Here is a 25,930-nt window from a genome sequence, read left to right on the forward strand (position 1 = left end):
AGTCGTCCGTGTCCGACTTATCGGCACAGGCTCGAAAGGGACGACACCCATGACACTCTCCCGTTCGGCACGTTTAGGAGCCGTCGCGACCGCGGCGGCTTCCTTCTTTGTCATCGCCGCCGCCCCCGGCCCGAAACCCGGCGCCCCCGGCATCGGCGACCCCTACTTCCCGAACCTCGGCAACGGCGGCTTCGACGCCCGCCATTACACCCTCGACGTGGCGTACAACCCGGACACCGACCGGCTGGACGGCCGTACGACACTCACCGCCCGCGCCACCCAGAACCTCTCGTCCTTCGACCTGGATCTGCAGAAGTTGCAGGTCACGAAAGTCGAAGTGGACGGCAGACGGGCCCGGTTCACGCGGGACGGCGACGAGATCCGCATCAGCCCCCGCCAATCCCTGCGCAAGGGCCGGGACTTCACGGTCGCCGTCACCTACGGCGGGATCCCCGAACCTCTCAACGGTCCCATCGTCTTCGGCTCCGACTACGGCTGGATGAAGACCCCCGACGGCGTCTTCGTCGCCTGTGAACCCAACGCCGCCTCCACCTGGTTCCCGTCCAGTGACCACCCCGCGGACAAGGCGACCTACGACATCCGCATCAGGACCCCGAAGGGCCTGACCGCGGTCTCCAACGGCCGGCTCGTGTCGACGTACGACAAGGGCGGCTCGACGTACACCCACTGGCGCGAGAAGAAGCCGATGGCGACCTACCTGGCGACCGCCACCATCGGCAAGTTCGACGTGCGCACCGGGAAGACCCCCGGCGGGATCCCCATCTACACGGCCATCGACCCGGTCCTGGAGAACAGCAACAACGTCGACGTGTACGGCATCACCGCCGAGGCCACCGACTACTGGTCGCAGGTCTTCGGGCCGTACCCCTTCGAGGAGACCGGCGCCATCGTCGACGACATGCCGCAGGCGGGGTTCTCGCTGGAGGTGCAGACCAAGCCGGTGTACTCGGCGGTGCGCAACGAGACCACGATCGTGCACGAGCTGGCCCACCAGTGGTTCGGCGACTCGGTCTCCGTCGAGCGCTGGAAGGACATCTGGCTCAACGAGGGCTTCGCCACCTACGCCCAGTGGCTGTGGGCCGAGCACCGGGGCACCCGCAGCGCCCACGACTCCTTCGTCGCCGCCTATGACGCCCGCCCCGCCGACAACCCCTTCTGGCAGATCACCGTCGGCGACCCGCAGCGCGACACGATGTTCGCGTCCGCGGTCTACCAGCGCGGCGCGATGACCCTCCAGGTGCTACGCGAACGGATCGGCGACCAGGCGTTCTTCAAGCTGCTGCCGGCCTGGACGAGGCTGCACCGCTACGGCAACGCCGGCACCGCCGACTTCGTCCGCCTCGCGGAGAGGGTCAGCGGACAGCAGCTGGACGACCTGTTCCACACCTGGCTCTTCACGACGGGCAAACCGGTCCGGTAGGAGCCCTGCGCAAGAATGCGGTGTGCTCCAGCAACTGTTCAGTCCCTCCGTCCAGCACACGCTCGATCTCGTGGGCATCTTCGTGTTCGCCATCTCCGGCGCGCTGCTGGCCGTCCGCAAGAACTTCGACGTCTTCGGCATCGCCGTCCTCGCCGAGGTCACCGCGCTGGGCGGAGGGCTGTTCCGGGACCTGATCATCGGCGCGGTACCGCCCGCCGCCTTCACGGACCTGGGCTACTTCATCACCCCGCTGCTCGCCGCCCTCCTGGTCTTCTTCCTGCACCCGCACGTGGAGCGCATCCAGGCCGGCGTGAACGTCTTCGACGCGGCCGGCCTCGGCCTGTTCTGCGTCGCCGGGACGACGAAGGCGTACGAGTACGGGCTCGGCCTCACCCAGTCGGCGACCCTCGGCCTCGCCACCGCCGTCGGCGGCGGTGTGCTCAGGGACGTGCTCGCCAACGAGGTCCCGTCCCTGCTGCGCTGGGACCGCGACCTGTACGCGGTCCCGGCGATCGTCGGCGCCACCATGGCCGCCCTGTGCATCCGTTACGACGTTCTCTCCCCGTTCACCAGCGGGCTCGCCGCGCTCACCGCCTTCGTGCTGCGCCTGCTCGCGATGCGGTTCCACTGGCGAGCTCCGCGGGCGTGGAACCGCCGGTCGACCGTGCGTGAGGAGTAGCGCCCGCCCGGCCGTGCAACAGCCCCATCTCCTCGGTCAGCCAGCGGAAGGCCGGCACCACCTGCGGCTTCCACAGCGCCATGTTGTGGCCGCCCGCGCTCTTCGGGATGTAGACCACGTGCACGGTCGTCGGTGCCTTCGCGATCTGTTCGAGGCCCATGGCCGCCTCGTACCCGTCGCCCGGCTGACCGGACTGGTAGAGCGCGATCGCGGGCGGGGTGCGGGCGTCGCGCAGCAGCACGTAGGGGTTGTTGGCGCGCCGCAGGGCGGGGGTCTCGGCGGCCAGCGAGTTGCGTTCGCCGATCGGGTCGTTGTAGCCGGACATGCTGACCGCGGCCCGGTAGCGGTCGGGGTGCGCGACGGCGAGCTTCGTCGCGCAGTGCCCTCCCGCCGAGTACCCGGCCGCGGCCCAGCCCGCGGGACCCGACTGGGCGCGGAAGTTGTCCGTGACCATCTTCGGCACGTCGACGCTGAGCCAGGTGTCGGCGTTGACCGTGCCGGTGATGTTGGCGCACCCGGTGTCGACCCCGGCCAGCAGGTTCATGCGCGGGGCGACCAGGATGAACGGCGCCACCCGGCCGTCCCGCATCAGCGGCCGCAGTTGGCCGACCGCGTGCAGTGACCCGAACCAGGCCTTCGCCGAGCCTGGATAGCCCGACAGCAGCTCCACCACGGGGAATTTGTGGTGCCGGTAGGCGGGCTCGGCGTACTGCGGCGGCAGCCAGACGTAGACCTCGGCGTTCACCCCCGAGACCCGGCCCTTGAGCTGGGTGACCCGCACGCCCGTCATGCCGGGTCCCGAGGCGTGGGTGAAGTGCTGCCTCACCCTGGGCAACCGTTTCAGCGAGATCCCGCCGGTGCCGTCGGCGCCCAGGTTCGCGGCCTGCTGGACGTGGTTGCCGGTGCCGAGCAGGTCGGCCCAGTTGTCGTACAGGCTGTTCTCGTTGTTGACCAGCACGAAGACGAGGGCGACGGCCGTGCCCTGGGCGAACAGCACCATCAGTACGCGGGCGGCGGCGCGGGCGATCCGGGGTCCCCGCAGCCGCGACCACAGGGCGAGCGGCAGCACGAGGGTGACGACGGACAGCACGATCAGCGTGTAGAGGAACGCGGTCCCGGTGAGGCTCATGTCCCTGTAGAGGAGGAGGCCCGGACATCGGTCACGGACGAGTACGGACACTTACCGAGAAATAGCGCGGGTCTCACCTGGGACGACAGGTGGAGTCGCCCGACAAAGCTACCGCTTAGTAGGGAGTTGTTGTACCGTTCACCCATGCCAGAAGCAGCCTCCGTCACCCGCGCCAGGATCGGCGACAGCGAGTTCGACCGGGACACCGCGGTCACCCGCCGCGCGCCCGGCGTCTACGACATCGACCTCTCCGCGGGCTGGACGATCATCAGCGCCGTCAACGGCGGCTACCTCCTGGCCGTCCTGGGCCGCGCCCTCGCGGACGCCCTGCCGCACCCCGACCCGTTCACGATCTCGGCGCACTACCTGACCGCGTCCCAGCCCGGACCCGCGGTGATCCGCACGGACGTCGTCCGCACCGGCCGCACCCTCTCCACCGGCCAGGCCTCGCTCTTCCAGTACGACGACGAGGGCAAGGAGGTCGAGCGCATCCGCGTCCTCGCCTCCTACGGCGACCTCGACGCCCTCCCCGACGACGTCCGTACGACGGCGAAGCCGCCGGTGATCCCGCCGATGGACCAGTGCTTCGGTCCCGAGGACGGGCCCGCCCCCGTCGAGGGCAGCTCCGCCATCACCGACCGGCTGATGCTCAAGCTGGACCCCTCCACCCTGGGCTGGGCCCTCGGCGCGCCCTCCGGCAAGGGCGAGATGCGGTCCTGGTTCGGGCTCGCCGACGGCCGGGACGCCGACCCCTTCTCCCTGCTCCTCGCGGTGGACGCGCTGCCGCCCACGGCCTTCGAGATCGGCCTCAAGGGCTGGGTGCCCACGGTCGAACTCACCGTCCACGTCCGCTGCCGCCCGGCCCCCGGCCCGCTGCGCGTCTCCATCACCACCCGCAACCTCGCCGGCGGCTTCCTGGAGGAGGACGCCGAGGTCTGGGACAGCGGGGACCGACTGGTCGCCCAGTCACGGCAGTTGGCACGGGTGAGGCTGGCCTGAGCGAGCCCTGGGGGCCTGGGGCCCTGGTGGCGTGAAGCCCGACCGTCTCCTGTCGGTCCCGCCGTGCAAGGTGATGGCCGCGCTGCCCGCCCGGCGGGGAGCCGGACGACCCCGTCAGACGCAGCCCGGGGTGAACTCGCCGACGCCTGGGAGGTGTTGTGAGGCCCCTTCTGTCACGGGCTTGTACCAGCCAGTAGGTGAGCGATCCGTGCGGAACCCCAGCTCAGAGGGGCTGCTTTAGTCGCGCTTTGCCTGCCGCACAGGCGGGGGACAGGCCGGACTCAACGAAGGCTCAGGGGCCGTTGCGAGAGTTCCCGGCCTCAGGACTTCCTCATCCTCCCTGGAGCTGTCTCTCATGAAGCGTGTGCGTCTCCTCCCCGCCGTGGCCCTGCTGGCGCTCTCGCCCCTCGCCCTGGTGGCCTGCGGCTCGGGCGACTCGTCGTCGACCTCGAACAGCGGCACCTCGGGGCAGCAGAACTGTCAGGCCCCCACCGGAAACGCGTCCGGCATGCCCACCGGCGCCGCCTCGGGTGCCCCCACCGGCAACGCGACCGCGCGGCCGTCGGGCGCGCCCAGCGGCAACCCCTCCGGCATGCCGAGCGGCGGGCCCGGCGGGGGCCAGGGCGGTCAGGGCGGCCCCGGCGGCGGCATGGGCGGCTGCGGCGGCCCCGGCGGCAGCGGGGGCGGCGCGGCTCCGAGCGGTGTGCCCAGCGGTGCGCCCAGCGCGGAGGCGACGAAGAGCTGACAGGGCGCGGGACGTCGTACGGCAGGGGCGGTACTCCCGGTGAACGGGGGTGCCGCCCCTGTGCGTTGCCGGACTCGCCCTAGTCCAGCCAGTGTTCGCGGCCGATGCCGATCAGTCGCAGCTGACGCTCCGCCACCTGGCAGACGCGCTCCCGCTCCTCCGGCGATGCCTCCAGGGCCTCCAGGAACAGTGAGGCCGTGATCAGCATCTGGTCGACGTAGAGGTTCGCCAGCATCAGCAGGTCGTCGTCGCTCCAGCCCTCGGACACCGGGTCCTTGGCCAGCTCGTCCTTCACCTCCTGCCCGAACCGGGCGAGTTGCTCCCGGATGGCCTCCCGGACCGGCTGGACACCGCCATGTCGTTCCCGGGCGATAAAACGGACATGAGCGGGGTACGCGTCTACGTGACCGGCGATCAACTCGATGGCGCGCGTGATGCGTTGAGCGTGGTCGTCGGCCGCGGACACCGTCGTCCGGATCATCGGGTGCAGGCTGCCCAGCGCCTCCTCGACGAGGGCCACGCCGAGGTCGGCGGTGGAGCGGAAGTGCCGGTAGAAGGCAGTGGGCGCGACGCCGACGGCACGCGTGACCTCGCGCAGGCCCAGGCTGCTCAGGCTCTGCTCCTCCAGCAGGGTCAGCGCCGCGTCCAGGAGCGCCTGCCGGGTCTTCTGCTTCTGTGCCTGCCGAAGGCCGAGGGTGTGACTCATGTCATCCAGTTAACAACTGTTCTCCGTAATTGAAAAGCCGTGCGACACGCTAGACTCCAGAGTCAGTGAACAACTGTAACCACAACTGTTCACCCAAACGTAACGACAGTCGTCCCGGAGGGGGATCCGTCCCATGCTGTTCCTCGTCGCCGCACTCATGCTGCTCGGCGTCGTCCTGGGCACCGTCGCCCACGCGCCGCTCACCTTCACCGCCGTCGCCGCCGCCGTGATCGCCGTCTGGCTGGGCGTCTTCGCGCTCCGCGAGCGTCACTCGCGCCGCCGCACCCCGAGCCACTGACCGCCGCCCCACCGTCCCCAGGAGCACTGATCACCATGCAGCTCACCGCGCAGGCCACCAACCGAACCGGCGCCCGTGACGCCGACGGCATGGCCGTGGCGTCCTTCATCCTCGGCCTCATCGGCCTGCTCGTCCTCAACCTCTTCCTCGGCCCGATCGCCATCGTCCTGGCCTCGGTCGCCCTGTGGCGCGGCACCGCCCGCCGCGGCCGCGCCTACCTGGGCCTCGGCCTCGGAGTGGCCGACCTCCTGGTCCTGGTGGCCTTCATGCAGCTGGACAGCACGCCGTCCTGGAGCTTCTGAGGCCGCCGGCACCGGCCGGTCCTGGCCCGAGGGCGCTCACCCGCGACCCGTAGAATCGGCGTCACCATGGCATACCTCGACCACGCCGCGACCACCCCGATGCTCCCCGAGGCGGTCGAGGCACTCACCGCGCACCTCGGCGCCACGGGCAACGCCTCCTCCCTGCACGCCTCCGGCCGCAGGGCCCGCTGCACGGTCGAGGAATCCCGCGAGACCCTCGCGGAGGCGCTCGGCGCCCGGCCCAGCGAGATCGTCTTCACCTCCGGCGGCACGGAGGCCGACAACCTCGCCGTGAAGGGCCTGTACTGGTCCCGGCGCGACGCGGACCCCGCAAGGACGCGGGTCCTCGCCAGCCCCGTCGAACACCACGCCGTCCTCGACGCCGTCCACTGGCTCGGCGACCACGAGGGCGCCACCGTCGAGTACCTCCCCGTCGACAAGCACGGCCGGGTCCACCCCGACGCCCTGCGCGAGGCCATCGCCCAGAACCCCGACGACGTCGCCCTGGCCACGGTCATGTGGGCCAACAACGAGATCGGCACCCTCATGCCGGTCCGCGAACTCGCCGACGCGGCCGCCGAGTTCGGCGTCCCGCTGCACTCCGACGCGGTCCAGGCCTTCGGTCAGACCCCCGTCGACTTCACCGCCTCCGGCCTCGCCGCGATGACGGTGTCGGGCCACAAGATCGGCGGCCCGTACGGCATCGGCGCGCTCGTCCTCGGCCGCGAGTGGACCCCCGTCCCGGTCCTGCACGGCGGCGGCCAGGAGCGCAACGTCCGCTCCGGCACCCTCGACATCCCCGCCATCGCCTCCTTCGCGGTGGCCGGCCGCCTCGCCGCCGAGCAGCGCGAGTGGTTCGAGGCCGAGATCGGCGCCCTGCGCGACGCCCTGATCGAGGCGGTCCGTACGGCGGTCCCGGACGCGATCCTCGGTGGCGACCCGGCGCCGGGCGGCCGCCTTCCGGCCAACGCCCACTTCACCTTCCCCGGCTGCGAGGGCGACTCCCTGCTCCTGCTCCTGGACGCGCAGGGCATCGAGTGCTCCACCGGCTCCGCCTGCACCGCGGGCGTCGCCCAGCCCAGCCACGTCCTGCTCGCCACCGGCACCGACCCCGACCTGGCCCGCGGCACCCTGCGCTTCTCCCTCGGCCACACCTCCACCGAGGCGGACGTCGAGGCGGTCGCGAAGGCCATCGGCCCGGCGGTGGAACGCGCCCGCGCGGCGGGGCTGACGTAACGGCCCCGACGCGGCGTCGTCGCGCTGCACGCCGGTGAGCCCACCGAGGACCGCACGGGTCAGGGAGTGCCCCCGGCCCTGGCCCCGCCTGCGGCCGCGGTTCTCTGCCGCACCAGCTTCATGTACCGGTCCCAGTCCCAGTGTTCGCCCGGGTCGGTGTGATCCGTCCCCGGCACCTCCACATGGCCGATGATGTGCTCGCGGTCGACGGGGATGGCGTACCGCGCGCATATCCGGGCCGTGAGCCGCGCCGAGGCCGCGTACATCGCGTCCGTGAAATCCTCGGGCCGGTCCACGAATCCCTCGTGCTCGATGCCCACACTGCGTTCGTTGTAGGCGCGGTTGCCCGCGTGGTACGCCACGTCCAGCTCGCGGATCATCTGCGTGATGTGCCCGTCCTTGCGGACGATGTAGTGCGCGGCCGCTTTGTGCCCCGGGTCCTGGAACACCTTCACGGCGCTCGCGAAACTGCCCTGGGTGACATGGATGATCACCATGTCTATGCCGTAGTCGTCGGGCCGGTCGGCGCGCCGCCAGTTGGCGTCGGAGGCCGCCACCCACTGCGCCCCGCTGAAGTCGACCGCGCCCTCGACCCGCGGCTTCTCCACCCCCGGCGTCCGCCACCACAGCCGCGCCAGCTCGTCACGGGCCAGCACCGCCGAGCCCACGGCGGCCGCCGTCCCGCCGATGAGCAGGGCCCGCCGGCCGATGCGCCGGTCGGCGTCCTTGGAACCCTCTGTCGCCCCCATGTGGTCGTCAACGGATACCCGGCTGCCCCGGTTCCCGCGCCCCCTTACTCTTGAAGGGTTATGACTGACACCACGCAGCGCCCCCTTCGCGTTCTCGCCGCCATGTCCGGAGGAGTGGACTCCGCCGTCGCCGCCGCCCGCGCGGCCGAAGCCGGCCACGACGTGACCGGCGTCCACCTCGCGCTCTCCGCGAATCCGCAATCGTTCCGCACGGGCGCGCGCGGGTGTTGCACCATCGAGGACTCGCGCGACGCCCGCCGTGCCGCCGACGTCATCGGCATCCCGTTCTACGTCTGGGACCTCGCCGACCGCTTCCGCGAGGACGTCGTCGAGGACTTCGTCGCCGAGTACGAGGCCGGCCGCACCCCCAACCCCTGCCTGCGCTGCAACGAGAAGATCAAGTTCGCGGCCCTGCTCGACAAGGCGCTCGCGCTGGGCTTCGACGCGGTGTGCACCGGCCACTACGCGAAGGTGCTGGTCCGGGAGGACGGCTCCCGTGAGCTGCACCGCGCCTCCGACATGGCCAAGGACCAGTCGTACGTCCTCGGCGTCCTGGACGAGAGGCAGCTGGCGCACGCCCTGTTCCCGCTCGGCGACACCGTCACCACCAAGGACGAGATCCGCGCCGAGGCCGAGCGCCGGGGCCTCGCGGTCGCCAAGAAGCCCGACTCGCACGACATCTGCTTCATCGCCGACGGCGACACCCAGGGCTTCCTCGCCTCGCGCCTGGGCAGGGCCGAGGGCGACATCGTCGACGAGTCGGGCACGAAGGTCGGCACCCACGAGGGCGCGTACGGCTTCACGATCGGCCAGCGCAAGGGGCTGCGCATCGGCACCCCGGCCGCCGACGGCAAGCCGCGCTACGTCCTCGACATCTCGCCGGTCGACAACACGGTGACGGTCGGCCCGGCCGCCGCGCTGGATGTCACCGGTCTGCGGGCCGTCAAGCCGCGCTGGTGCGGGGCTGCCCCGACCGGCCCCGGTACCTACACCGCCCAGCTCCGCGCCCACGGCGGCGAGACCGAGGTCACGGCGGAGCTGGTGGACGGGGAGCTGCGGGTGTCGTTCGCGGAGCCCGTCCGCGGAGTGGCCCCCGGCCAGGCGATCGTCCTGTACGACGACACGCGCGTGGTGGGCTCGGCGACGATCGCCTCCACGATGCGGGTGACGGCAGGCGTGGCCTGACGACCCGCCAGACGCTGACGCTGCCGGACGCACGGCTCGCGACGAATGCCGGGCCTGCGTCCGGCCCGTGACGTTGCGGGCGCGCACGCGAGCGGGCCAGTGGTTGCCGGCGGCTCTTGTGCGCCCGGTGCGGTGTCGGCGCGCACCCCGACCGTCCCGCGCCCGCGCGCATGGACAGGCCTCGCCACGCGCGCGTACCGGGGGGATCGTCAGTCCGTGAAGAACTCCGTCAGGACCGGGGCCAGGGCGCTCGGGTCGACCATGTGGGTCTGGCCCTCCAAGACACGGTACGAGCCCTTGGGGGCCGCCTCCGCGACCGCCCTGGTGCCCTCGCGCATCCACTCGGGACTCGCGCCGCCCGCGACGGCCAGTACCGGGACCGTGACCGAGGTCAGGCGGTCCCGGGGGACCAGGCCGCCGGCCATGACCGCGTTGTCGTAGGCGAGCGTCGGGGCGACCGTCTCCATGCCGGGCCACATGGGGGACTGGCGGGCGCCCTGGATCATCTCCTCGCCCATCCCGGTGAGCCGCAGGAACAGTTCCACCGCGTCCCCGCGCCGCCCCTCGGCGAGCGCCGCTTCGAGGCTCCGGGTGTACTCGGCGTTCTGCTCGGCGCCCCCGTCGAGGAAGTCGGCGAACGGCGTCTCGTACACGGCGACCCGGCGGACCGGCAGGCCGCTCGCCGCGGCCTCCAGGACCAGCGCACCGCCGGAGGAGATACCGCACAGGCACGCCTCGCCGCCCGCCGTCTCGATGAGCGCGGCGAGGTCCTCGACCTCACGGGCCACCGCGTAGGGGGCCGTGTCACCGCTCCGACCGCGGCCCCGGCGGTCGTACACGAGGACGTCGAACCGTTCGGACAGCGGCACGGCCAGGGGCGCGACCGTGCCGCCGGTGGACATCGCGCCGCTGACCAGGATGACCGCCGGGCCCTGCCCGGTGCGGCTGTACGCGATCGGGGTGCCGTCGCGCGAGAGGGTCTTGTTTTCCATGCCTGAGGAGACTGCCGCACGGCACGGAATTCATCGGTCAGGACACGTCGACCTCGTAGAAACAGAGGTGGTCCTTGATCTCGGCGACGGCGGGCTTCGGCTCGGGATAGGACCACACCAGGTCCGGCGCGTCCGGCAGGGACCAGTAGGAGGCGGTGCCCTTGAAGGGGCAGTAGGTGTGGGTGTCGGAGGGGGTCAGAAGGTCGAGTCGTACGTCCTCGGCGGGGAGGTAGTACCGCACGGGAGAGCCCGTCTCGCGCAGCACGAGGGGGCGTTCGCTCTCCGCGAGGACCTGGTCGCCGTGCACCACGCGCACGTGCTGGTCGGTTTGCTCGATGGTGATCGTGTGTCCTTCGGCCATACCGGAAAAGCGCTCGCGGGCCCCCGGTTCTTCCCGCGTACGGTGACCTCATGCGAATCTGCGTCTTCCTCTCCGCCGCCGACCTCGACGACCGCTACACGCGCCCCGCGCGGGAGTTCGCGAAGCTGCTGGGCAAGGGCGGGCACACCCTCGTGTGGGGCGGTTCGGACGTGGGCCTGATGAAGGTCGTCGCGGACGGGGTGCAGGAGGCGGGCGGACGGCTCGTCGGGGTCTCCGTGGAGTTCCTGGCCGCCAAGGTCCGCCCGGGCGTCGACGAGATGGTGATCGCGAAGGACCTCGCCGAACGCAAGAAGCTGCTCCTGGAGAAGGCCGACGCCGTGGTGATCATGGTGGGCGGCACGGGCACGCTCGACGAGGCGACCGAGATCCTGGAGCTGAAGAAGCACGGGCACACCGAGAAGCCGGTCGTCCTGCTGAACACGGCGGGCTTCTACGACGGGTTGAAGGAGCAGTTCCGGCGGATGGAGGACGAGGGCTTCCTGCCCCGTCCGCTCACCGACCTGGTGTTCTTCGCGGAGGAGCCGGTGGGGGCGCTGGCGTACCTGGAGGAGTCGCTCGGTACGCGCTGACGCCGTGATGCGAGCATGGCGGCATGGCTACACATGTGATCACCGGAGCGGGCTCCGGCATCGGCGCGGCGGTGGCCCGGCGTCTGCACGCGCGCGGGGACGAACTCGTGCTGCACGCGCGTGACGCGGGCCGGGCGAAGGAGCTGGCGGCGGAATTTCCCGGGGCGCGCACCCTGGTCGGGGACCTTGCCGACCCCGACAAGCTGAGCTGGGCCTTCTCGCACCAGACGCTGCCGGACCGGGTGGACTCCCTGCTGCACATCGCCGGCGTGGTCGACCTGGGCCCGGTCGGCGACCTGACCCCGAAGTCCTGGCGTCACCAGCTGAACGTCAACCTGATCGCCCCGGCCGAGCTGACCCGCCACTTCCTGCCCCAACTCCGGACGGCCCGGGGCCATGTGGTGTTCGTGAACTCGGGCGCGGGGCTGACCGCGCACGCCGACTGGTCCGCGTACGCCGCCTCCAAGCACGGCCTGAAGGCTTTGGCGGACTCGCTGCGCCACGAGGAGCACGCGAACGGCGTCCGCGTCACCTCGGTCTACCCCGGCCGCACCGCCAGCCCCATGCAGGCCAAGGTCCACCGGCAGGAGGGCAAGGAGTACGACCCCGCACGATGGATCGACCCCGAGTCGGTCGCCACAACGATCGTGACGGCGATCGACCTGCCGCGGGACGCGGAGATCAACGACCTCACGGTCCGCCCCGGTCGCTGACGTTCCGGCGGGGCGAGAACCACGCGGGAACCGCGCGAGAACCACGCCGGTCACCTACGTAGGCTTCACACGTGACCGCAGACATCCGCTTCGCCCCCGCCACCGGCATCGGCTCCCTCCCCGGCGGCGACGCCCGGGAGGCCGCCAGGACCGCCACCGGCTCCTTCGAGGACTTCCCCTTCCTGCCCGAACTGCCCGCCCGCGGCCCCGGCGCCGACATGATCGGCCGCACCGCCGGAATGCTCGTCGAGCTGTACGCGCGCGTGGAGCCCAGCGGGTGGCGGCTCGGGGACCGGCCGGGCCGGGACACCAAGCGGGCGCGGTCCTGGCTCGGGCAGGACCTCGACGCGCTGGAGGAGTTCACCCAGGGGTACGAGGGGCAGCTGAAGGTGCAGGCCGTCGGGCCCTGGACGCTCGCCGCCGCGCTGGAACTGCGGAACGGCGAGGTCGTCCTGTCCGACCCCGGCGCCTGCCGGGACCTCGCCGCCTCGCTCGCTGAGGGGCTGCGGCTGCATCTGGCGGAGGTCCGCAACAGGGTCCCCGGCGCCCGGATCGTGCTCCAGCTCGACGAGCCCTCCCTGATCGCCGTACTGCGGGGGCACGTGAGGTCCGCCAGCGGCTACCGGACCCACCGGGCCGTGGACCGGCAGGTGGTCGAGGCGACCCTGCGCGATGTCGTCGGGGTTCACGCGGGCGGCCCCGTCGTGGTCCACTCGTGCGCACCGGACGTCCCCTTCGCCCTGCTGCGGCGGGCGGGCGCGGCGGCGGTCTCCTTCGACTTCTCGCTCCTCACCGAGCGTGACGACGACGTGATCGGCGAGGCGGTGGAAGGCGGGACGAGGCTCTTCGCCGGTGTCGTGCCCGGCACGGACACGGCATTGTCAGACCCTGCCGGTAGCGTCATGGGTGTCAGGACGCTGTGGCGCAGGCTGGGGCTGCATCCGGGACTTCTCGCGGAGGCGGTCACGGTCACTCCGTCGTGCGGACTCGCGGGCGCGTCCCCCGAGTACGCGCGCCGGGCTCTCGCCCACTGCGCCCAGGCGGCGAGGTCCCTCGCGGACAACCCAGAGTAACGGGAGGACAACACGGTGGCCGGCGACAAGCAAGCGGAGACGACGGTGCCCGCCGAGGCACGGGAGAAGCACGCGCAGCTCGCTGAGCAGATCGAGGAGCACCGCTTCCGGTACTACGTGAACGACGCGCCGGTCATCAGTGACGCCGACTTCGACAAGCTCCTGCGCTCCCTCGAATCCCTCGAGGAGGAGTACCCGGAGCTGCGTACCCCCGACTCGCCGACCCAGAAGGTCGCGGGGGCCTACGAGACCGAGTTCACGTCCGTCCAGCACCGCTCCCGCATGCTCTCTCTGGACAACGCGTTCAGTGACGAGGAGCTGGCGGCCTGGGCGGAGCGGGTGGCCAAGGACGTCGGCACCACCGACTACCACCTGCTGTGCGAGCTCAAGGTCGACGGCCTCGCCGTCAACCTCACCTACGAGCACGGCCGCCTCACCCGCGCGGCGACCCGCGGGGACGGCCGCACCGGCGAGGACATCACACCCAACGTCCGCACGATCGCCGAGATCCCGGACCGTCTCACCGGCGACAAGGTTCCCGACCTCGTGGAGATCCGCGGCGAGGTCTACTTCCCGATGGAGAAGTTCGAGGAGCTCAACGCCCGCCTGGTCGAGGCCGGCGACAAGCCCTTCGCCAACCCGCGCAACGCGGCGGCCGGTTCACTGCGCCAGAAGGACCCGCGCGTCACCGCCACCCGCCCCCTCCACATGGTCGTCCACGGCATCGGCGTCCTGGAGGGCTTCATCGGCATGACCCGCCTCTCCCAGGGCTACGACCTCCTCAAGTCCTGGGGCCTGCCCACCGCCAAGCACAACAAGGTGGTCGAAGGGCTCGACGGCGTAAGGGAGTTCATCGCCTACTTCGGCGAGAACCGGCACTCCGTGGAGCACGAGATCGACGGGGTCGTCGTCAAGCTCGACGAGATCCCCCTCCAGGGCCGTCTCGGCTCCACCTCCAGGGCGCCGCGCTGGGCGATCGCGTACAAGTACGCGCCCGAGGAGGTCAACACCAAGCTCATCAACATCCGCGTGGGCGTGGGCCGTACGGGCCGGATCACGCCGTACGCCCAGGTGGAGCCGGTGACGGTGGCCGGCTCGGAAGTCGAGTTCGCCACCTTGCACAACCAGGACGTCGTCAAGGCGAAGGGCGTCCTCATCGGCGACACCGTGGTGCTGCGCAAGGCCGGTGACGTCATCCCGGAGATCCTCGGCCCCGTCGTGGACCTGCGGGACGGCAGCGAGCGCGAGTTCGTGATGCCGGCCGAGTGCCCCGAGTGCGGCACCGCGCTGCGGCCCATGAAGGAGGGCGACGTCGACCTGCGCTGCCCCAACGCCCGTACCTGCCCCGCCCAGCTGCGCGAACGCCTGTTCTACCTCGCGGGCCGCAAGTCGCTGGACATCGAGCACTTCGGATATGTCGCGGCCACGGCCCTGACCAAGCCGCTGGAGCCCTCGGACCCGCCGCTGACCGACGAGGGCGACCTGTTCGACCTCACCATCGAGCAACTGCTGCCCATCAAGGCGTACGTCCTCGACCAGGACAGCGGTCTGCCCAAGCGGGACCCGAAGACCGGCGAGGAGAAGATCGCCACCGTCTTCGCCAACCAGCAGGGCGAGCCCAAGAAGAACGCCGTCGCCATGCTGGAGAACATCGCCGCGGCCAAGGAGCGCCCGCTCGCCCGCGTCCTGACCGGCCTGTCGATCCGCCATGTCGGCCCGGTCGCCGCCGAGGCGCTGGCGCGCAACTTCCGCTCCATCGACCGCATCGAGCAGGCGAGCGAGGAGGAGCTGGCGAACACCGACGGCGTCGGCTCGATCATCGCGAAGTCCCTCAAGGAGTGGTTCGCGGAGGACTGGCACCAGGAGATCCTGCGCAAGTGGAAGGCCGCGGGCGTGCGCATGGAGGAGGAGGGCTCGGGGGAGGACGAGGGGCCGCGTCCCCTCGAAGGGCTCACCGTCGTGGTCACCGGCACCCTGGAGCGCTTCACCCGCGACGGGGCCAAGGAGGCGCTGCAATCCAGAGGGGCGAAAGTCACCGGTTCGGTTTCGAAGAAGACGTCTTTCGTCGTCGTAGGTGACAATCCTGGGTCCAAGTACGACAAGGCGATGCAAGTCAAGGTGCCTGTTCTGAACGAGGACGGCTTCGACGTCCTGCTGGAACAGGGCCCCGAAGCGGCCGCCGATGTGGCGCTTCCCACGGAGGAGTAGCGAGAAGCGGCGGTTGAAGGCCACCCGATCGGCGCATACCAGAGGCATACGGGTGGCCGGGGCGCATTCGGGCAACCGTCGACGACCGCTGCCCGTGGAAGCCTTCTGCGGCCTACTGTTGAGATGTGCGCCTGCCGTGCCCAGCTGCGGTCGGGGCATTCCCTTGCTCCTGAAGAGCAAGGGGAAGGGTTTTCCAACGCGGCGCCGTCGAGGGTTTTGTCGGGCGAACGAGCCGCGTGGCGTGGGCACCGCCGGCTGTGAGAGGGACGGGAATGGAACCGACCGAGAGCGCCGCCCCGGACTCACGGCTGCGCCGGCTCACCGGCGCGTGGCGGGCGAGCCGGTGGGCCGGGCGGCCTTCGGAGCACCCGGGCGCGGAGACCCGCGCCGCCGGACCCTACTCCCCGGTCGGCGGCCCCCGGGCCGCGCAGCTCACCGCCGAACGCACCCCCGGTATGCCGGACTCCGAGTCCGACCGGCAACTGCCGTGGCCCGCGCTGCCCACAGGGATCGTCTCGGCCGCCGGATTCGTGCTGGGCGCGGGCTTCTACCGGGCCTTCACCGGGGGCCACGCCCTCTTCCCGTCCGGCACCGTCGGCTGGTCGCTGGCCGTGCTGACCGGAGTCATCGTCGGCCATCTGGTCGCCCTCGGCCGGGCCCGCTGGTGGGGCGGCACCGGCTCCGGCGCCGCCCTGACCCTCGCCGTCCTCCTGCTGTACGGCTGGGTGGCCGCCGGCCTGGTCAGCCTCACCGTGGTGCTGCTGGTCGGCATAGCCAGGCGCCACCGCTGGCGGCAGGGCATCCTGCACGGCGCGGTGGACCTCCTCGGCATAGCCGCCGGCGCCCTGGTCCTCGCCGCGTTCGGCCAGTCGCCCTCCGTCGAGACCCCCTGGAACCCCGACACCTGGACCTTCTACACCGGCCCCGAGGTGGTCCTGGTCGCCGTGGCCTACCTCGCGGTCACCCGGACCCTGAGCTGGTATCTGCACTCCTCCCGGCACGCCGGTCTGCCCACCGTGGCCCGCACCGCCCTGGTCAGACAGGGCCTGGTCGCGGTCGCCCTGCTCGGCATCGCCCCGCTGGTCTGCGTGGTCGCCGCCGCCAAGCCCGTACTGCTCCCGCTGTTCGCGATCCCCCTCATCGCCCTCGACTCCACCCTGTGGATGGCCCGGGCCCGCGCCGAGGAGCAGTTGCGCGACCCGCTGACCGGACTGCCCAACCGGCAGTGGCTCCTGGAGCGCATCTGGACCGCCCTGGACGACGCCGAGCGCATCGGCGCCCGGTCCGCACTGATGCTCATCGACCTCGACCGCTTCCGCTCGGTCAACGACACCCTGGGCCACCTCGCCGGTGACCGGCTGCTCCTCCAGATCGCCGACCGGCTGCGGATCGCGCTGCCGCGCGGGGCGGAGGCGGCGCGGCTGGGCGGCGACGAGTTCGCCGTCTTACTGCCGGTCGCCGACTCCACGACTTCCGCGACCCGGGTCGCCCGCAACCTGGTCGCGGCCCTCAGCTCCCCGCTCGACCTCGACGGGCTCACCCTCGTCCTGGAGGCCAGCGCCGGGGTCGCCGTCTACCCCGACCACGCCCTGGACGCCGAGGGGTTGCTGCGGCGGGCGGACGTGGCGATGTACCAGGCCAAGCGGGACCGTACGGGCGTAGAGGTCTACGAGTCCAAACGGGACTCCAACACCCCCGACCGGCTCGGGCTGCTCGGCGATCTGCGCCGGGCCCTGGACGCGCACGACGTACAGCTGCACTACCAGCCCAAAGTGCGCTTCGACGGCCAGGTCGCCGGTCTGGAGGCCCTGGTGCGCTGGGTGCACCCGGAGCGCGGGAAGGTGCCGCCGGACGAGTTCATCGCGATCGCCGAGTCGTCTGGGCTGATGCCCTACCTCACCGAGTACGTGCTGGACACGGCTCTCGCCCAGGTCGCCGAGTGGCGGGCGCAGGGGCTCTACGTCCCGGTGGCGGTCAACGTCTCCCCGCGTGACGTCCACACCCCGGGCTTCGCCGGCTCGGTCGCCGCGCGCCTCGCCCGGCACGGTGTCCCGGCGGGAGCGCTCCAACTGGAGATCACCGAGCACGTCCTGCTGGAGGACCCCTCGCGGGCCGCGGACACTCTCGCCGCCCTGACCGGGCACGGCGTGAAGATGTCCCTGGACGACTTCGGCACCGGCTACTCCTCCCTGGTCCATCTGCGCCGCCTGCCCGTCAGCGAACTGAAGATCGACCGCTCGTTCGTGGCCAAGCTGGCCGTCGACACCGAGGACGCGGAGATCGTCCGCTGCACGGTCGACCTCGCCCACTCCCTGGGTCTCCTGGTGGTGGCGGAGGGCGTCGAGGACGACGAGACCTGGGAGCGGCTGCGCGACATGGGCTGCGACGCCGTACAGGGCTGGCTGGTGGCGGCGGCGATGCCGCCCGAGGAGACGACGGCGTGGCTGCTGGCACGGGGATCGAGGGGCTGGCAGCGGCCCAGGGCGGCGCTGCCGGCGGCGGAGTGACCCGTCCCGGCATCCTTTGGCGCGGTATGGGGACCGTCCGTTGACGTCACCTAGGGGAAACCGTTTAACGGCCATCCGGCCGGGACCCATAGGATTGGCCCCAAACCACACGCACTCACCCCAGAGGATCGCTGCATGCCTGGCATCACGCGCGAGGAGGTCGCCCACCTCGCACGGCTGGCGCGTCTGGAGCTGAAGCCCGAAGAGCTCGAGCACTTCGCGGGACAGCTGGACGACATCATCGGCGCGGTCGCACGCGTCAGTGAGGTCGCCGACCAAGACGTACCGCCGACCTCGCACCCGCTCCCGCTGACGAACGTCATGCGCGCGGACGAGGTCCGTCCGTCGCTCACCCCCGAGCAGGCGCTCTCCGGCGCCCCGGCCCAGGAGCAGCAGCGTTTCAAGGTGCCGCAGATCCTGGGGGAGGACTAACCGCCATGACGGACAACGTCACCATCATCAAGCTCACCGCCGCCGAGACCGCCGAGAAGATCGCTTCCGGTGAGCTCACGGCCGTGCAGGTCACCGAGGCCCACCTGGCCCGGATCGAGGCCGTCGACGAGAAGGTGCACGCCTTCCTGCACGTCGACCGCGAGGGCGCCCTCGCGCAGGCCCGCGCCGTCGACGAGAAGCGGGCCAAGGGCGAGAAGCTCGGCCCGCTGGCCGGTGTCCCGCTCGCGCTGAAGGACATCTTCACCACCGAGGGCATCCCGACGACCGTCGGTTCGAAGATGCTCGAGGGCTGGATCCCGCCGTACGACGCGACCGTCACCCAGCGGCTGAAGGCCGCCGACGTCGTCATCCTCGGCAAGACCAACATGGACGAGTTCGCCATGGGGTCCTCCACCGAGAACAGCGCCTACGGCCCGACCGGCAACCCCTGGGACCTCACCCGGATCCCCGGCGGCTCCGGCGGCGGCTCCTCCGCCGCGCTGGCCGCGCACATGGCGCCCCTCGCCATCGGCACCGACACCGGCGGTTCCATCCGCCAGCCGGCCGCCGTCACCGGCACGGTCGGCGTGAAGCCGACGTACGGCGCGGTCTCCCGCTACGGCATGGTCGCCTTCTCCTCCTCCCTCGACCAGGGCGGCCCCTGCGCCCGCACGGTCCTGGACGCGGCGCTCCTGCACGAGGTCATCGCCGGGCACGACCCGCTCGACTCCACCTCCATCGACGCGCCCGTTCCGCCGGTCGTCGAGGCCGCCCGCAACGGCAGCGTCGCCGGCCTGCGCGTCGGTGTCGTCAAGCAGTTCCGCGGCGAGGGCTACCAGGCCGGTGTCATCCAGCGCTTCGACGAGTCGGTCGCCCTGCTCAAGGACCTGGGCGCCGAGATCGTCGAACTGGACTGCCCGTCCTTCGACCTGGCGCTCTCCGCGTACTACCTGATCGCGCCCTCCGAGTGCTCCTCCAACCTCGCCCGCTTCGACGGCCTGCGCTACGGCCTGCGGACCGGCGACGACGGCACCCACTCGGCGGAGGAGGTCACCTCCCTCACCCGTGAGGCGGGCTTCGGCCCCGAGGTCAAGCGCCGGATCATGCTCGGCACGTACGCCCTGTCGAGCGGGTACTACGACGCCTACTACGGCTCCGCGCAGAAGGTCCGCACGCTCATCACGCGCGACTTCGAGAAGGCCTTCGAGCAGGTCGACGTGATCGTCTCCCCGACGACCCCGACCACCGCCTTCCCGATCGGCGAGCGCGCCGACGACCCGATGGCGATGTACCTGGCCGACCTGTGCACCATCCCCACCAACCTCGCGGGCAACGCGGCCATGTCGCTGCCGTGCGGACTCGCCCCGGAGGACAACCTCCCGGTCGGTCTGCAGATCATCGCCCCGGCCCTGAAGGACGACCGCCTTTACAAGGTCGGCGCCGCCGTCGAGGCCGCCTTCGTGGAAAGGTGGGGGCACCCGCTCCTCGAGGAGGCACCGTCGCTGTGAGCAAGCTGACCAAGGCGAAGGACTTCAAGAAGTCCAAGTCCGGCACGTACCTGTCCATCGCCGGGACCGCGTTCGGCGCGATCGGCGTCGCCAAGCGGCTCAAGAAGGCCCGCGCCGAGAAGGACACGCTCGTCCTGATCGACGCCACCGTGTCCGCCGTCGCGATCATCACCGGTCTCGCGATCCTGTACCGCGAGCTGAAGCGGCTGGGCGACGACGACGTCCTGCTGGGCTGAGAGGGAAGTTTCACCGTGACCACCACGACCGACCTGGTGTCGTACGAGGACGCTCTCGCGTCGTACGACCCCGTCATGGGCCTCGAGGTCCATGTCGAACTCGGCACCAAGACGAAGATGTTCTGCGGCTGTTCGACCGAGCTCGGTCAGGACGCCAACACGCAGACCTGCCCCACCTGCCTCGGCATGCCCGGCGCGCTCCCGGTCGTCAACGCGATCGGCATCGAGTCGGCCATCAAGATCGGTCTCGCGCTGAACTGCGAGATCGCCGAGTGGTGCCGCTTCGCCCGGAAGAACTACTTCTATCCGGACATGCCGAAGAACTTCCAGACCTCCCAGTACGACGAGCCGATCGCCTTCAACGGCTACCTCGACGTCCAGCTGGAGGACGGCGAGACCTTCCGCGTGGAGATCGAGCGCGCCCACATGGAGGAGGACACCGGCAAGTCGACCCACGTGGGCGGCGCGACGGGCCGTATCCACGGCGCCTCGCACTCGCTCCTCGACTACAACCGCGCCGGCATCCCGCTCATCGAGATCGTCACCAAGCCGATCGAGGGCGCGGGCGAGCGGGCTCCCGAGGTCGCACGGGCGTACGTCCGTGAGCTGCGCGAGGTCATCAAGGCGCTCGGTGTGTCGGAAGCCCGCATGGAGATGGGGCAGATGCGCTGCGACGTGAACCTGTCGCTGCGCCCGCACGGCCGCGAGAAGTTCGGCACGCGTTCCGAGACGAAGAACGTCAACTCGCTGCGGTCCGTGGAGCGCGCGGCCCGCTTCGAGATCCAGCGGCACGCGGCCGTACTGAACTCCGGCGGCACGATCATCCAGGAGACCCGGCACTTCCACGAGGACACCGGGTCCACGACCTCGGGCCGCGTGAAGGAGGAGGCCGAGGACTACCGGTACTTCCCCGAGCCGGACCTCGTTCCGGTGGCCCCCTCGCGCGAGTGGGTCGAGGAGATCCGGGCCGCTCTGCCCGAGCTGCCGCTGGTGCGCCGCAACCGCCTCGTCGCGGAGTGGGGGATCACGGCCCTCGACATGCAGGCGATCCTCAACGCCGGTGCCCTGGACCTGATCGTCGCCACGATCGACGCCGGTGCCGACGCGGCCTCCGCCCGCAAGTGGTGGATGGGCGAACTCGCCCGCAGCGCCAACGAGTCCGGCACGGCGCTGGACGAGCTGGCCATCACGCCGGAGCAGGTCGCCCGGGTCACCGAGCTGGTCGCCAAGGGTGACCTGAACGACAAGCTGGCCCGCCAGGTCATCGAAGGCGTCCTCGCGGGCGAAGGCACCCCGGACGAGGTCGTCGACAAGCGCGGTCTGAAGGTCGTCTCCGACGAGGGCGCCCTGGGTGCCGCCGTCGACGAGGCCATCGCCGGCAACCCGGGCATCGCCGACAAGATCCGCTCCGGAAAGGTCGCCGCGGCCGGCGCCCTGGTCGGCGCGGTCATGAAGGCGACCCGCGGTCAGGCCGACGCGGCCCGCGTCAAGGAACTGATCCTGGAGAAGCTGGGCGTCGGCGAGGGCTGAGCGGATCCACGCTACGGCCCCGGAGGGATGCCCTCCGGGGCCGTAGCGCTACCTACTCACGGCGTCCTACGAGCCGTACGAAGCCCAACGTCCGCCCCTGGTCGGCTCGTACCATCTCGCCGACCTCACGGGCCATCGTGCGATGGAACTCCTCCGGGCTCTCCTCGGCGATCACGTCGCACCACAGCAGCCAGTCCTTCCAGCCGTCGGGCTGCCAATCGGCGGTCTCGACCTCGACGGCCCCGCCGCGGGTCCAGTGCCGCCGCCACCAGTCGGCGGAGTGGAACGCCCAGAAACCGGGGTCCCAGAACGGCTTGAGGTGCTCCGGGGGCTCGTCGCCCTCGATCTCCTCCCGCACCGCGGGCACGACGATCCCGATCCGCCCGCCCGGCTTCAACAGCCGGGTCAGCGTGGGCAGATAGAGGTCGGCGGTGCCGAAGTACTGGTACGCGTCGATGCTCACGATCGCGTCGAAGCTGCCCTCGGCGAACGGCAGGTCGTGCGCCTCGGCGTGCACGGGCAGCACCCGGTCGGCGAAACCGGCCTCGGCGATGCGCCGCGCGTTCTCGTCCGGCCTGACCCACAGGTCGGCGGCGGTGACCTGGACGTCGTACTCCCTGGCCAGGAAGACCGAGGTCATCGCCCGGCCGCAGCCCAGGTCGAGCACGCGGGCGCAGGGGCGCAGGGTGTCCAGGCCCAGGGCGGGCGCCAGCCACTCCAGCAGCCACAGCGCGTTCGGGCCCATCTGGTTCTCGATGACCCAGCGGACGTCGTAGCTGTTGCTGCGCGGGTAGCGGGCCTGGGTCAGCCGCCGGGTGAGGTCCTCACTCGAGGGCCCCGTCATGGACGGGGTGATGTCGTCTGGCATCGGTGCACGGGCTCCTTGAGTCCTGAGAGACGGAAAGGGATACGGCGGAGCTCGGCCGGACGCTCAAACAACGCACCTGCTTCGGTCGGGGGCCGGGAGGCCCGGGTTTCTCAGCGGAACACGCTACGCTCGCCCGCCATGAACGGTCCTGCGAATTCCGAGCCATCCGACATACAGGAGGAGTACGACGGCCAGGTGCTGGACGCCCGGCGGGCCCGCTGGATGGCCCTCGGCACCGGCGCCCTGCTGGCCCTCGCCGGTCTCGCCGCGGCGGCGCTCCGCGCGGCCGGCTCCGCCCCCACACTTGTGCCGGCCGCCTACGCCTTCGGCGCCGCGGTGTGCGCGCTCGCGGCGTTCCTGGGCTCCAGGGGGCGCACGCGACGAGCGCTGTGGCTGCTGATCGTCGGCGTGATGGTGATGGCACTGGGCGACCAGTTCGACTGACGTGACAGAGTGACCGTTACTGTCCTGTGATCTGCCTCCCACTCCTGTGAATAACCGCACGATGGACATGAACGATCACTTTTGCCTGCAAGAGTGGTCCACACCTTGCTCATGCGTTCTTTGCGGGCCGTTCACCTCATGAAGTGTCATGAACGACTGTTCCCGGTCAAAGATCCACAATTCGCCATCCTGGGAGCACGTTCGTGGCAGCCCTCGCACGCTGGTGTGTCCGACGACGCATGGTCGTCGTTCTCCTGTGGCTCCTCGCCCTCGGCGGGGTGAGCGCGGGCGCCGCCGTCGCCGGATCCGCCTACTCGAACGACTACGAGGTCCCCGGCACCGAGTCGGGCCGCGCCACCCAGCTGCTCCAGGACGGCTTCCCGGACCTCGGCGGGGACAGCGACACCGTCGTCTGGCACGTCACGTCGGGCTCGGTCCGGGACGCCGACGTCGAGCAGACGATGACCGCCACCCTGGACAGGATCGCGGACCTGCCCGGGGTGGCCGCCGTCGTCAGCCCGTACGACGACGCGGGCACCGGCCGGGTCAGCGCCGACGGGCACACCGCCTACGCCACCGTCACCTTCGCCGACTCGGCCGAGGACATCGACGCCTCCGAGGCGAGGGCCGTCGTGAACACCGCCAAGGACGCCGAGGCCGACGGGCTCCAGGTCGAGCTGGGCGGCAGCGCCGTCGCCCTCACCGAGTCCTCGGGCGGGCATGTCGCCGAGATCGTCGGCGTACTCGTCGCCGCCCTCGTGCTGTTCCTCGCCTTCGGCTCCCTCGCCGCCTCAATGCTGCCCATCGCGACCGCTTTGGTCGGCGTGGGCACCGCCTACGCGGGCATCGTGCTGCTCGGGCACACCATGACCGTCGCCGACTTCGCGCCCATGCTCGGCATGCTGATCGGGCTCGGCGTCGGCATCGACTACGCGCTCTTCATCGTCACCAGACACCGGCGCGGCCTGAAACGCGGGCTCAGTGTCACCGAGTCCGTCGAGAACGCCGTCACCACCACCGGGCGCGCGGTCGTCTTCGCGGGTGCCACGGTGTGCATCGCCCTGCTGGGGATGCTGATCCTGCGGCTCGGCTTCCTCAACGGCGTCGCGATCGCCGCCTCCCTCACCGTGGTCCTCACGGTCGCCGCGTCCGTGACCCTGCTGCCCGCCCTGCTCTCCCTCATCGGCATGCGCGCCCTGAGCCGGCGCGAGCGGCGCCGCCTCGCCGAGCACGGGCCCGAACCGGAACTGCCGACCGGGTTCGCCCACCGCTGGTCCGCGTTCGTCGAACGGCACCCCAAGCTGCTCGGCGCGATCGCCCTGGTGGTCATCACCGTCCTCGCCCTGCCCACGCTGGGCCTGCGGCTCGGCACCTCCGACCAGGGCAACGACCCACGGTCCGCGACCACCCGGCAGGCCTACGACCTCCTCGCGGACGGCTTCGGGCCCGGCGTCAACGGCCCGCTGACGCTGGTGACCCCGGTCGAGGGCGCCGAGGACAAACTCCTCCTGGACAACCTCGACGCCACGATCCGCACCACCGAGGGCATCGCCTCCACCACGCCGGTGACCTACGACTCCGGCGGCGACCTCGCCTACTTCACGATCGTCCCCGAGTCCGCCCCGCAGTCCCGGCAGACCAGCGAGCTCGTGGACCGGCTGCGCACCGAGGTGCTGCCGCGGGCCGAGACCGGCACCTCCCTCGACCTCCACGTCGGCGGGACGACCGCCTCGTACGACGACTTCGCGGACGTCATCGTCGGCAAGCTGCCCCTGTTCGTCGGCGTCGTCATCGGCCTGGGCTGTCTGCTGCTCCTGCTCGCCTTCCGCTCCGTCGGCATCCCGCTGAAGGCCGCCGCGATGAACGTCGCCGCCGTCGCCGCCGCCTTCGGAGTGGTCGTGGCGATCTTCCAGTGGGGCTGGGGGAGCGAGCTGCTGGGGCTGGGCCGCGCCGGGCCCATCGAACCCTTCCTGCCCGTGATCATGGTCTCGGTCCTCTTCGGGCTCTCCATGGACTACCAGGTCTTCCTGGTCAGCCGGATGTACGAGGAGTGGCTGGAGACCGGCGACAACCGGCGGGCCGTTCGCGTCGGCCTCGCCGAGACCAGCCGGGTGATCAACTCCGCCGCGGTCATCATGATCTCCGTCTTCCTCGCCTTCGTCCTCAGCGGCGACCGCGTGATCGCCATGTTCGGCATCGCGCTCGCCGCGGCCGTGGCCCTCGACGCGTTCGTCCTGCGCACCTTGCTGGTGCCGGCCCTCATGCACCTGCTCGGCGGCGCCAACTGGTGGCTGCCCGGCTGGCTGGACCGCCGGATGCCCCGCATCAGCATCGAGCCGCCCGAGTGCCGTGCCGCGCATGAAAGGCTGGACGAGGTCGTGGCGGAGCTGGAGAAGGAGCGGGACGGGGATGTACGCGATATCGCTGGGTGACGACGGGGCGGAACTGCGGCCCCTGGAGCCGTGGCACGCGGAGGAGTTCCTCGCCCACCTGGAACGGGGCCGCGAGTTCATCGGACAGTTCATCCCCTTCGGCTCCCAGGCCGTCGACGTGGCCTCGGCGCGCGAGACGCTCCAGCGGTACGCCCGGATGCGCGCCGACGACACCGGCGGCTACCACGGCATCTGGCTGGACGGAAAGCTCGTCGGCGGGGTGCTCACCCTGAACTTCGACGCCGCGCAGGGCAACTGCGAGGTCGGTTGCTGGCTGGAGCCCGCCGCGACCGGCCGCGGACTGATCGCCCGGGCCATGAGGATGCTGATCGACTCGGTGGTCGACGAACGCGGAATCCACCGGATCGAATGGGTCGCCGCCTCCGGCAACACGGCCAGCATCAACGTCGCCCGGCGCCTGGGAATGACCCGCGACGGAGTCCGCCGTGAGGCCCACCCCTATCGTGGCGTACGGCACGACCTCGAGGTGTGGTCGATTCTCGCCCCCGAGTGGCGTGAGGCACGCGCGCGTGCAGGCCGGAACGATCATTAAGAACCCTCTCAGAC

26 protein-coding genes are annotated in these 25,930 nt (G+C 71.0%); 20 read left to right on the forward strand and 6 right to left on the reverse strand.

Features of this window, described 5'->3' with window-relative positions; translation table 11 throughout:
- Positions 1-49: 49 nt before the first annotated feature.
- Together ACZ39I_RS15355 and ACZ39I_RS15360 are read left to right on the forward strand one after the other, a co-directional pair.
- Positions 50-1,441, forward strand: a complete 1,392-nt coding sequence (locus ACZ39I_RS15355; protein ID WP_467244892.1) for a M1 family metallopeptidase — start codon at positions 50-52, stop codon at positions 1,439-1,441.
- Positions 1,442-1,463: 22 nt separating this feature from the next.
- Entirely contained in the window at positions 1,464-2,120 is a 657-nt protein-coding gene (locus ACZ39I_RS15360; RefSeq protein WP_352389325.1) for a trimeric intracellular cation channel family protein, read from the forward strand.
- Here the strand turns inward: ACZ39I_RS15360 and ACZ39I_RS15365 are convergent.
- Positions 2,029-3,249 (reverse strand): alpha/beta hydrolase, encoded by a 1,221-nt coding sequence (locus ACZ39I_RS15365; protein ID WP_467244893.1) that lies wholly within the window; start codon positions 3,247-3,249, stop codon positions 2,029-2,031. The genes ACZ39I_RS15360 and ACZ39I_RS15365 overlap by 92 nt on opposite strands.
- Positions 3,250-3,393: 144 nt before the next feature.
- Here ACZ39I_RS15365 and ACZ39I_RS15370 point away from each other — a divergent pair, with 144 nt between their 5' ends.
- Complete coding sequence (locus ACZ39I_RS15370; protein ID WP_467244894.1) at positions 3,394-4,248, forward strand: thioesterase family protein; 855 nt, start codon at positions 3,394-3,396, stop codon at positions 4,246-4,248.
- A 355-nt stretch (positions 4,249-4,603) separates the two neighbouring features.
- Positions 4,604-4,993: a hypothetical protein gene (locus ACZ39I_RS15375; RefSeq protein WP_467244895.1), complete on the forward strand. Its 390-nt coding sequence runs from the start codon at positions 4,604-4,606 to the stop codon at positions 4,991-4,993.
- 79 nt (positions 4,994-5,072) lie between these two features.
- Here ACZ39I_RS15375 and ACZ39I_RS15380 read toward each other — a convergent pair whose 3' ends face one another.
- The gene (locus ACZ39I_RS15380; RefSeq protein ID WP_467244897.1) at positions 5,073-5,699 is read right to left on the reverse strand and encodes a TetR family transcriptional regulator; all 627 of its coding nucleotides are present in this window, start codon (positions 5,697-5,699) and stop codon (positions 5,073-5,075) included.
- A gap of 133 nt (positions 5,700-5,832) precedes the next feature.
- Here ACZ39I_RS15380 and ACZ39I_RS15385 point away from each other — a divergent pair, with 133 nt between their 5' ends.
- From ACZ39I_RS15385 to ACZ39I_RS15395, 3 genes are all read left to right on the forward strand, one after another.
- Complete coding sequence (locus ACZ39I_RS15385) at positions 5,833-5,997, forward strand: hypothetical protein (RefSeq protein WP_352389330.1); 165 nt, start codon at positions 5,833-5,835, stop codon at positions 5,995-5,997.
- Positions 5,998-6,032: 35 nt separating this feature from the next.
- Complete coding sequence (locus ACZ39I_RS15390) at positions 6,033-6,299, forward strand: DUF4190 domain-containing protein (RefSeq protein WP_467244899.1); 267 nt, start codon at positions 6,033-6,035, stop codon at positions 6,297-6,299.
- A gap of 66 nt (positions 6,300-6,365) precedes the next feature.
- The gene (locus tag ACZ39I_RS15395; RefSeq protein ID WP_467244901.1) at positions 6,366-7,535 is read left to right on the forward strand and encodes a cysteine desulfurase family protein; all 1,170 of its coding nucleotides are present in this window, start codon (positions 6,366-6,368) and stop codon (positions 7,533-7,535) included.
- A 59-nt stretch (positions 7,536-7,594) separates the two neighbouring features.
- On the opposite strand, the gene ACZ39I_RS15400 is transcribed toward ACZ39I_RS15395, so the two are convergent.
- Positions 7,595-8,284 carry an N-acetylmuramoyl-L-alanine amidase gene (locus ACZ39I_RS15400; RefSeq protein WP_467244902.1) on the reverse strand — a complete coding sequence of 230 codons (690 nt, stop codon included), beginning with the start codon at positions 8,282-8,284 and terminating at the stop codon, positions 7,595-7,597.
- Between the two features lie 60 nt (positions 8,285-8,344).
- Here ACZ39I_RS15400 and mnmA point away from each other — a divergent pair, with 60 nt between their 5' ends.
- Complete coding sequence (gene mnmA / locus ACZ39I_RS15405; protein ID WP_467244903.1) at positions 8,345-9,469, forward strand: tRNA 2-thiouridine(34) synthase MnmA; 1,125 nt, start codon at positions 8,345-8,347, stop codon at positions 9,467-9,469.
- Positions 9,470-9,678: 209 nt separating this feature from the next.
- On the opposite strand, the gene ACZ39I_RS15410 is transcribed toward mnmA, so the two are convergent.
- Together ACZ39I_RS15410 and ACZ39I_RS15415 are read right to left on the reverse strand one after the other, a co-directional pair.
- Positions 9,679-10,461: an alpha/beta fold hydrolase gene (locus tag ACZ39I_RS15410; protein WP_467244904.1), complete on the reverse strand. Its 783-nt coding sequence runs from the start codon at positions 10,459-10,461 to the stop codon at positions 9,679-9,681.
- A gap of 37 nt (positions 10,462-10,498) precedes the next feature.
- A complete protein-coding gene (locus ACZ39I_RS15415; RefSeq protein ID WP_352389336.1) occupies positions 10,499-10,822 on the reverse strand; it encodes a DUF427 domain-containing protein in 324 nt (107 codons plus the stop codon).
- A gap of 50 nt (positions 10,823-10,872) precedes the next feature.
- On the opposite strand from ACZ39I_RS15415, the gene ACZ39I_RS15420 reads away from it, so the two are divergent.
- The 9 genes from ACZ39I_RS15420 to gatB all read left to right on the forward strand — a co-directional run bounded on the left by ACZ39I_RS15420 (position 10,873) and on the right by gatB (position 21,619).
- Entirely contained in the window at positions 10,873-11,412 is a 540-nt protein-coding gene (locus ACZ39I_RS15420) for an LOG family protein (RefSeq protein ID WP_057616347.1), read from the forward strand.
- Between the two features lie 23 nt (positions 11,413-11,435).
- A complete protein-coding gene (locus ACZ39I_RS15425) occupies positions 11,436-12,125 on the forward strand; it encodes an SDR family oxidoreductase (protein ID WP_467244905.1) in 690 nt (229 codons plus the stop codon).
- A gap of 71 nt (positions 12,126-12,196) precedes the next feature.
- Positions 12,197-13,198 carry a methionine synthase gene (locus tag ACZ39I_RS15430; protein WP_467244906.1) on the forward strand — a complete coding sequence of 334 codons (1,002 nt, stop codon included), beginning with the start codon at positions 12,197-12,199 and terminating at the stop codon, positions 13,196-13,198.
- Between the two features lie 15 nt (positions 13,199-13,213).
- A complete protein-coding gene (gene ligA / locus ACZ39I_RS15435) occupies positions 13,214-15,406 on the forward strand; it encodes an NAD-dependent DNA ligase LigA (RefSeq protein ID WP_467244907.1) in 2,193 nt (730 codons plus the stop codon).
- Between the two features lie 272 nt (positions 15,407-15,678).
- On the forward strand, positions 15,679-17,913 hold the full coding sequence (locus ACZ39I_RS15440; RefSeq protein WP_467244908.1) for a putative bifunctional diguanylate cyclase/phosphodiesterase: 2,235 nt from the start codon (positions 15,679-15,681) through the stop codon (positions 17,911-17,913).
- Positions 17,914-18,048: 135 nt separating this feature from the next.
- Positions 18,049-18,345, forward strand: coding sequence for an Asp-tRNA(Asn)/Glu-tRNA(Gln) amidotransferase subunit GatC (gene gatC / locus ACZ39I_RS15445; RefSeq protein ID WP_007384860.1), 297 nt, complete (start codon positions 18,049-18,051; stop codon positions 18,343-18,345).
- A 5-nt stretch (positions 18,346-18,350) separates the two neighbouring features.
- Entirely contained in the window at positions 18,351-19,853 is a 1,503-nt protein-coding gene (gene gatA / locus ACZ39I_RS15450) for an Asp-tRNA(Asn)/Glu-tRNA(Gln) amidotransferase subunit GatA (RefSeq protein WP_467244909.1), read from the forward strand.
- Complete coding sequence (locus tag ACZ39I_RS15455; protein ID WP_467244910.1) at positions 19,850-20,089, forward strand: hypothetical protein; 240 nt, start codon at positions 19,850-19,852, stop codon at positions 20,087-20,089. Before gatA ends, ACZ39I_RS15455 begins: the two co-directional genes overlap by 4 nt.
- Positions 20,090-20,104: 15 nt before the next feature.
- Entirely contained in the window at positions 20,105-21,619 is a 1,515-nt protein-coding gene (gene gatB, locus ACZ39I_RS15460) for an Asp-tRNA(Asn)/Glu-tRNA(Gln) amidotransferase subunit GatB (protein WP_352389342.1), read from the forward strand.
- Between the two features lie 52 nt (positions 21,620-21,671).
- Here the strand turns inward: gatB and ACZ39I_RS15465 are convergent, their stop codons facing one another.
- Positions 21,672-22,487, reverse strand: a complete 816-nt coding sequence (locus ACZ39I_RS15465) for an SAM-dependent methyltransferase (protein ID WP_467244911.1) — start codon at positions 22,485-22,487, stop codon at positions 21,672-21,674.
- Positions 22,488-22,625: 138 nt separating this feature from the next.
- Between ACZ39I_RS15465 and ACZ39I_RS15470 the strand changes: the two genes are divergently transcribed.
- The 3 genes from ACZ39I_RS15470 (at position 22,626) to ACZ39I_RS15480 (ending at position 25,916) form a co-directional block, all read left to right on the forward strand.
- A complete protein-coding gene (locus ACZ39I_RS15470; RefSeq protein ID WP_467244912.1) occupies positions 22,626-22,931 on the forward strand; it encodes a hypothetical protein in 306 nt (101 codons plus the stop codon).
- Between the two features lie 203 nt (positions 22,932-23,134).
- The gene (locus tag ACZ39I_RS15475; protein WP_467244913.1) at positions 23,135-25,363 is read left to right on the forward strand and encodes an MMPL family transporter; all 2,229 of its coding nucleotides are present in this window, start codon (positions 23,135-23,137) and stop codon (positions 25,361-25,363) included.
- Positions 25,341-25,916 carry a GNAT family N-acetyltransferase gene (locus ACZ39I_RS15480; RefSeq protein ID WP_467244914.1) on the forward strand — a complete coding sequence of 192 codons (576 nt, stop codon included), beginning with the start codon at positions 25,341-25,343 and terminating at the stop codon, positions 25,914-25,916. Before ACZ39I_RS15475 ends, ACZ39I_RS15480 begins: the two co-directional genes overlap by 23 nt.
- Positions 25,917-25,930 lie beyond the last annotated feature (14 nt).

It is taken from the genome of Streptomyces sp. NPDC024687 (assembly GCF_055559055.1).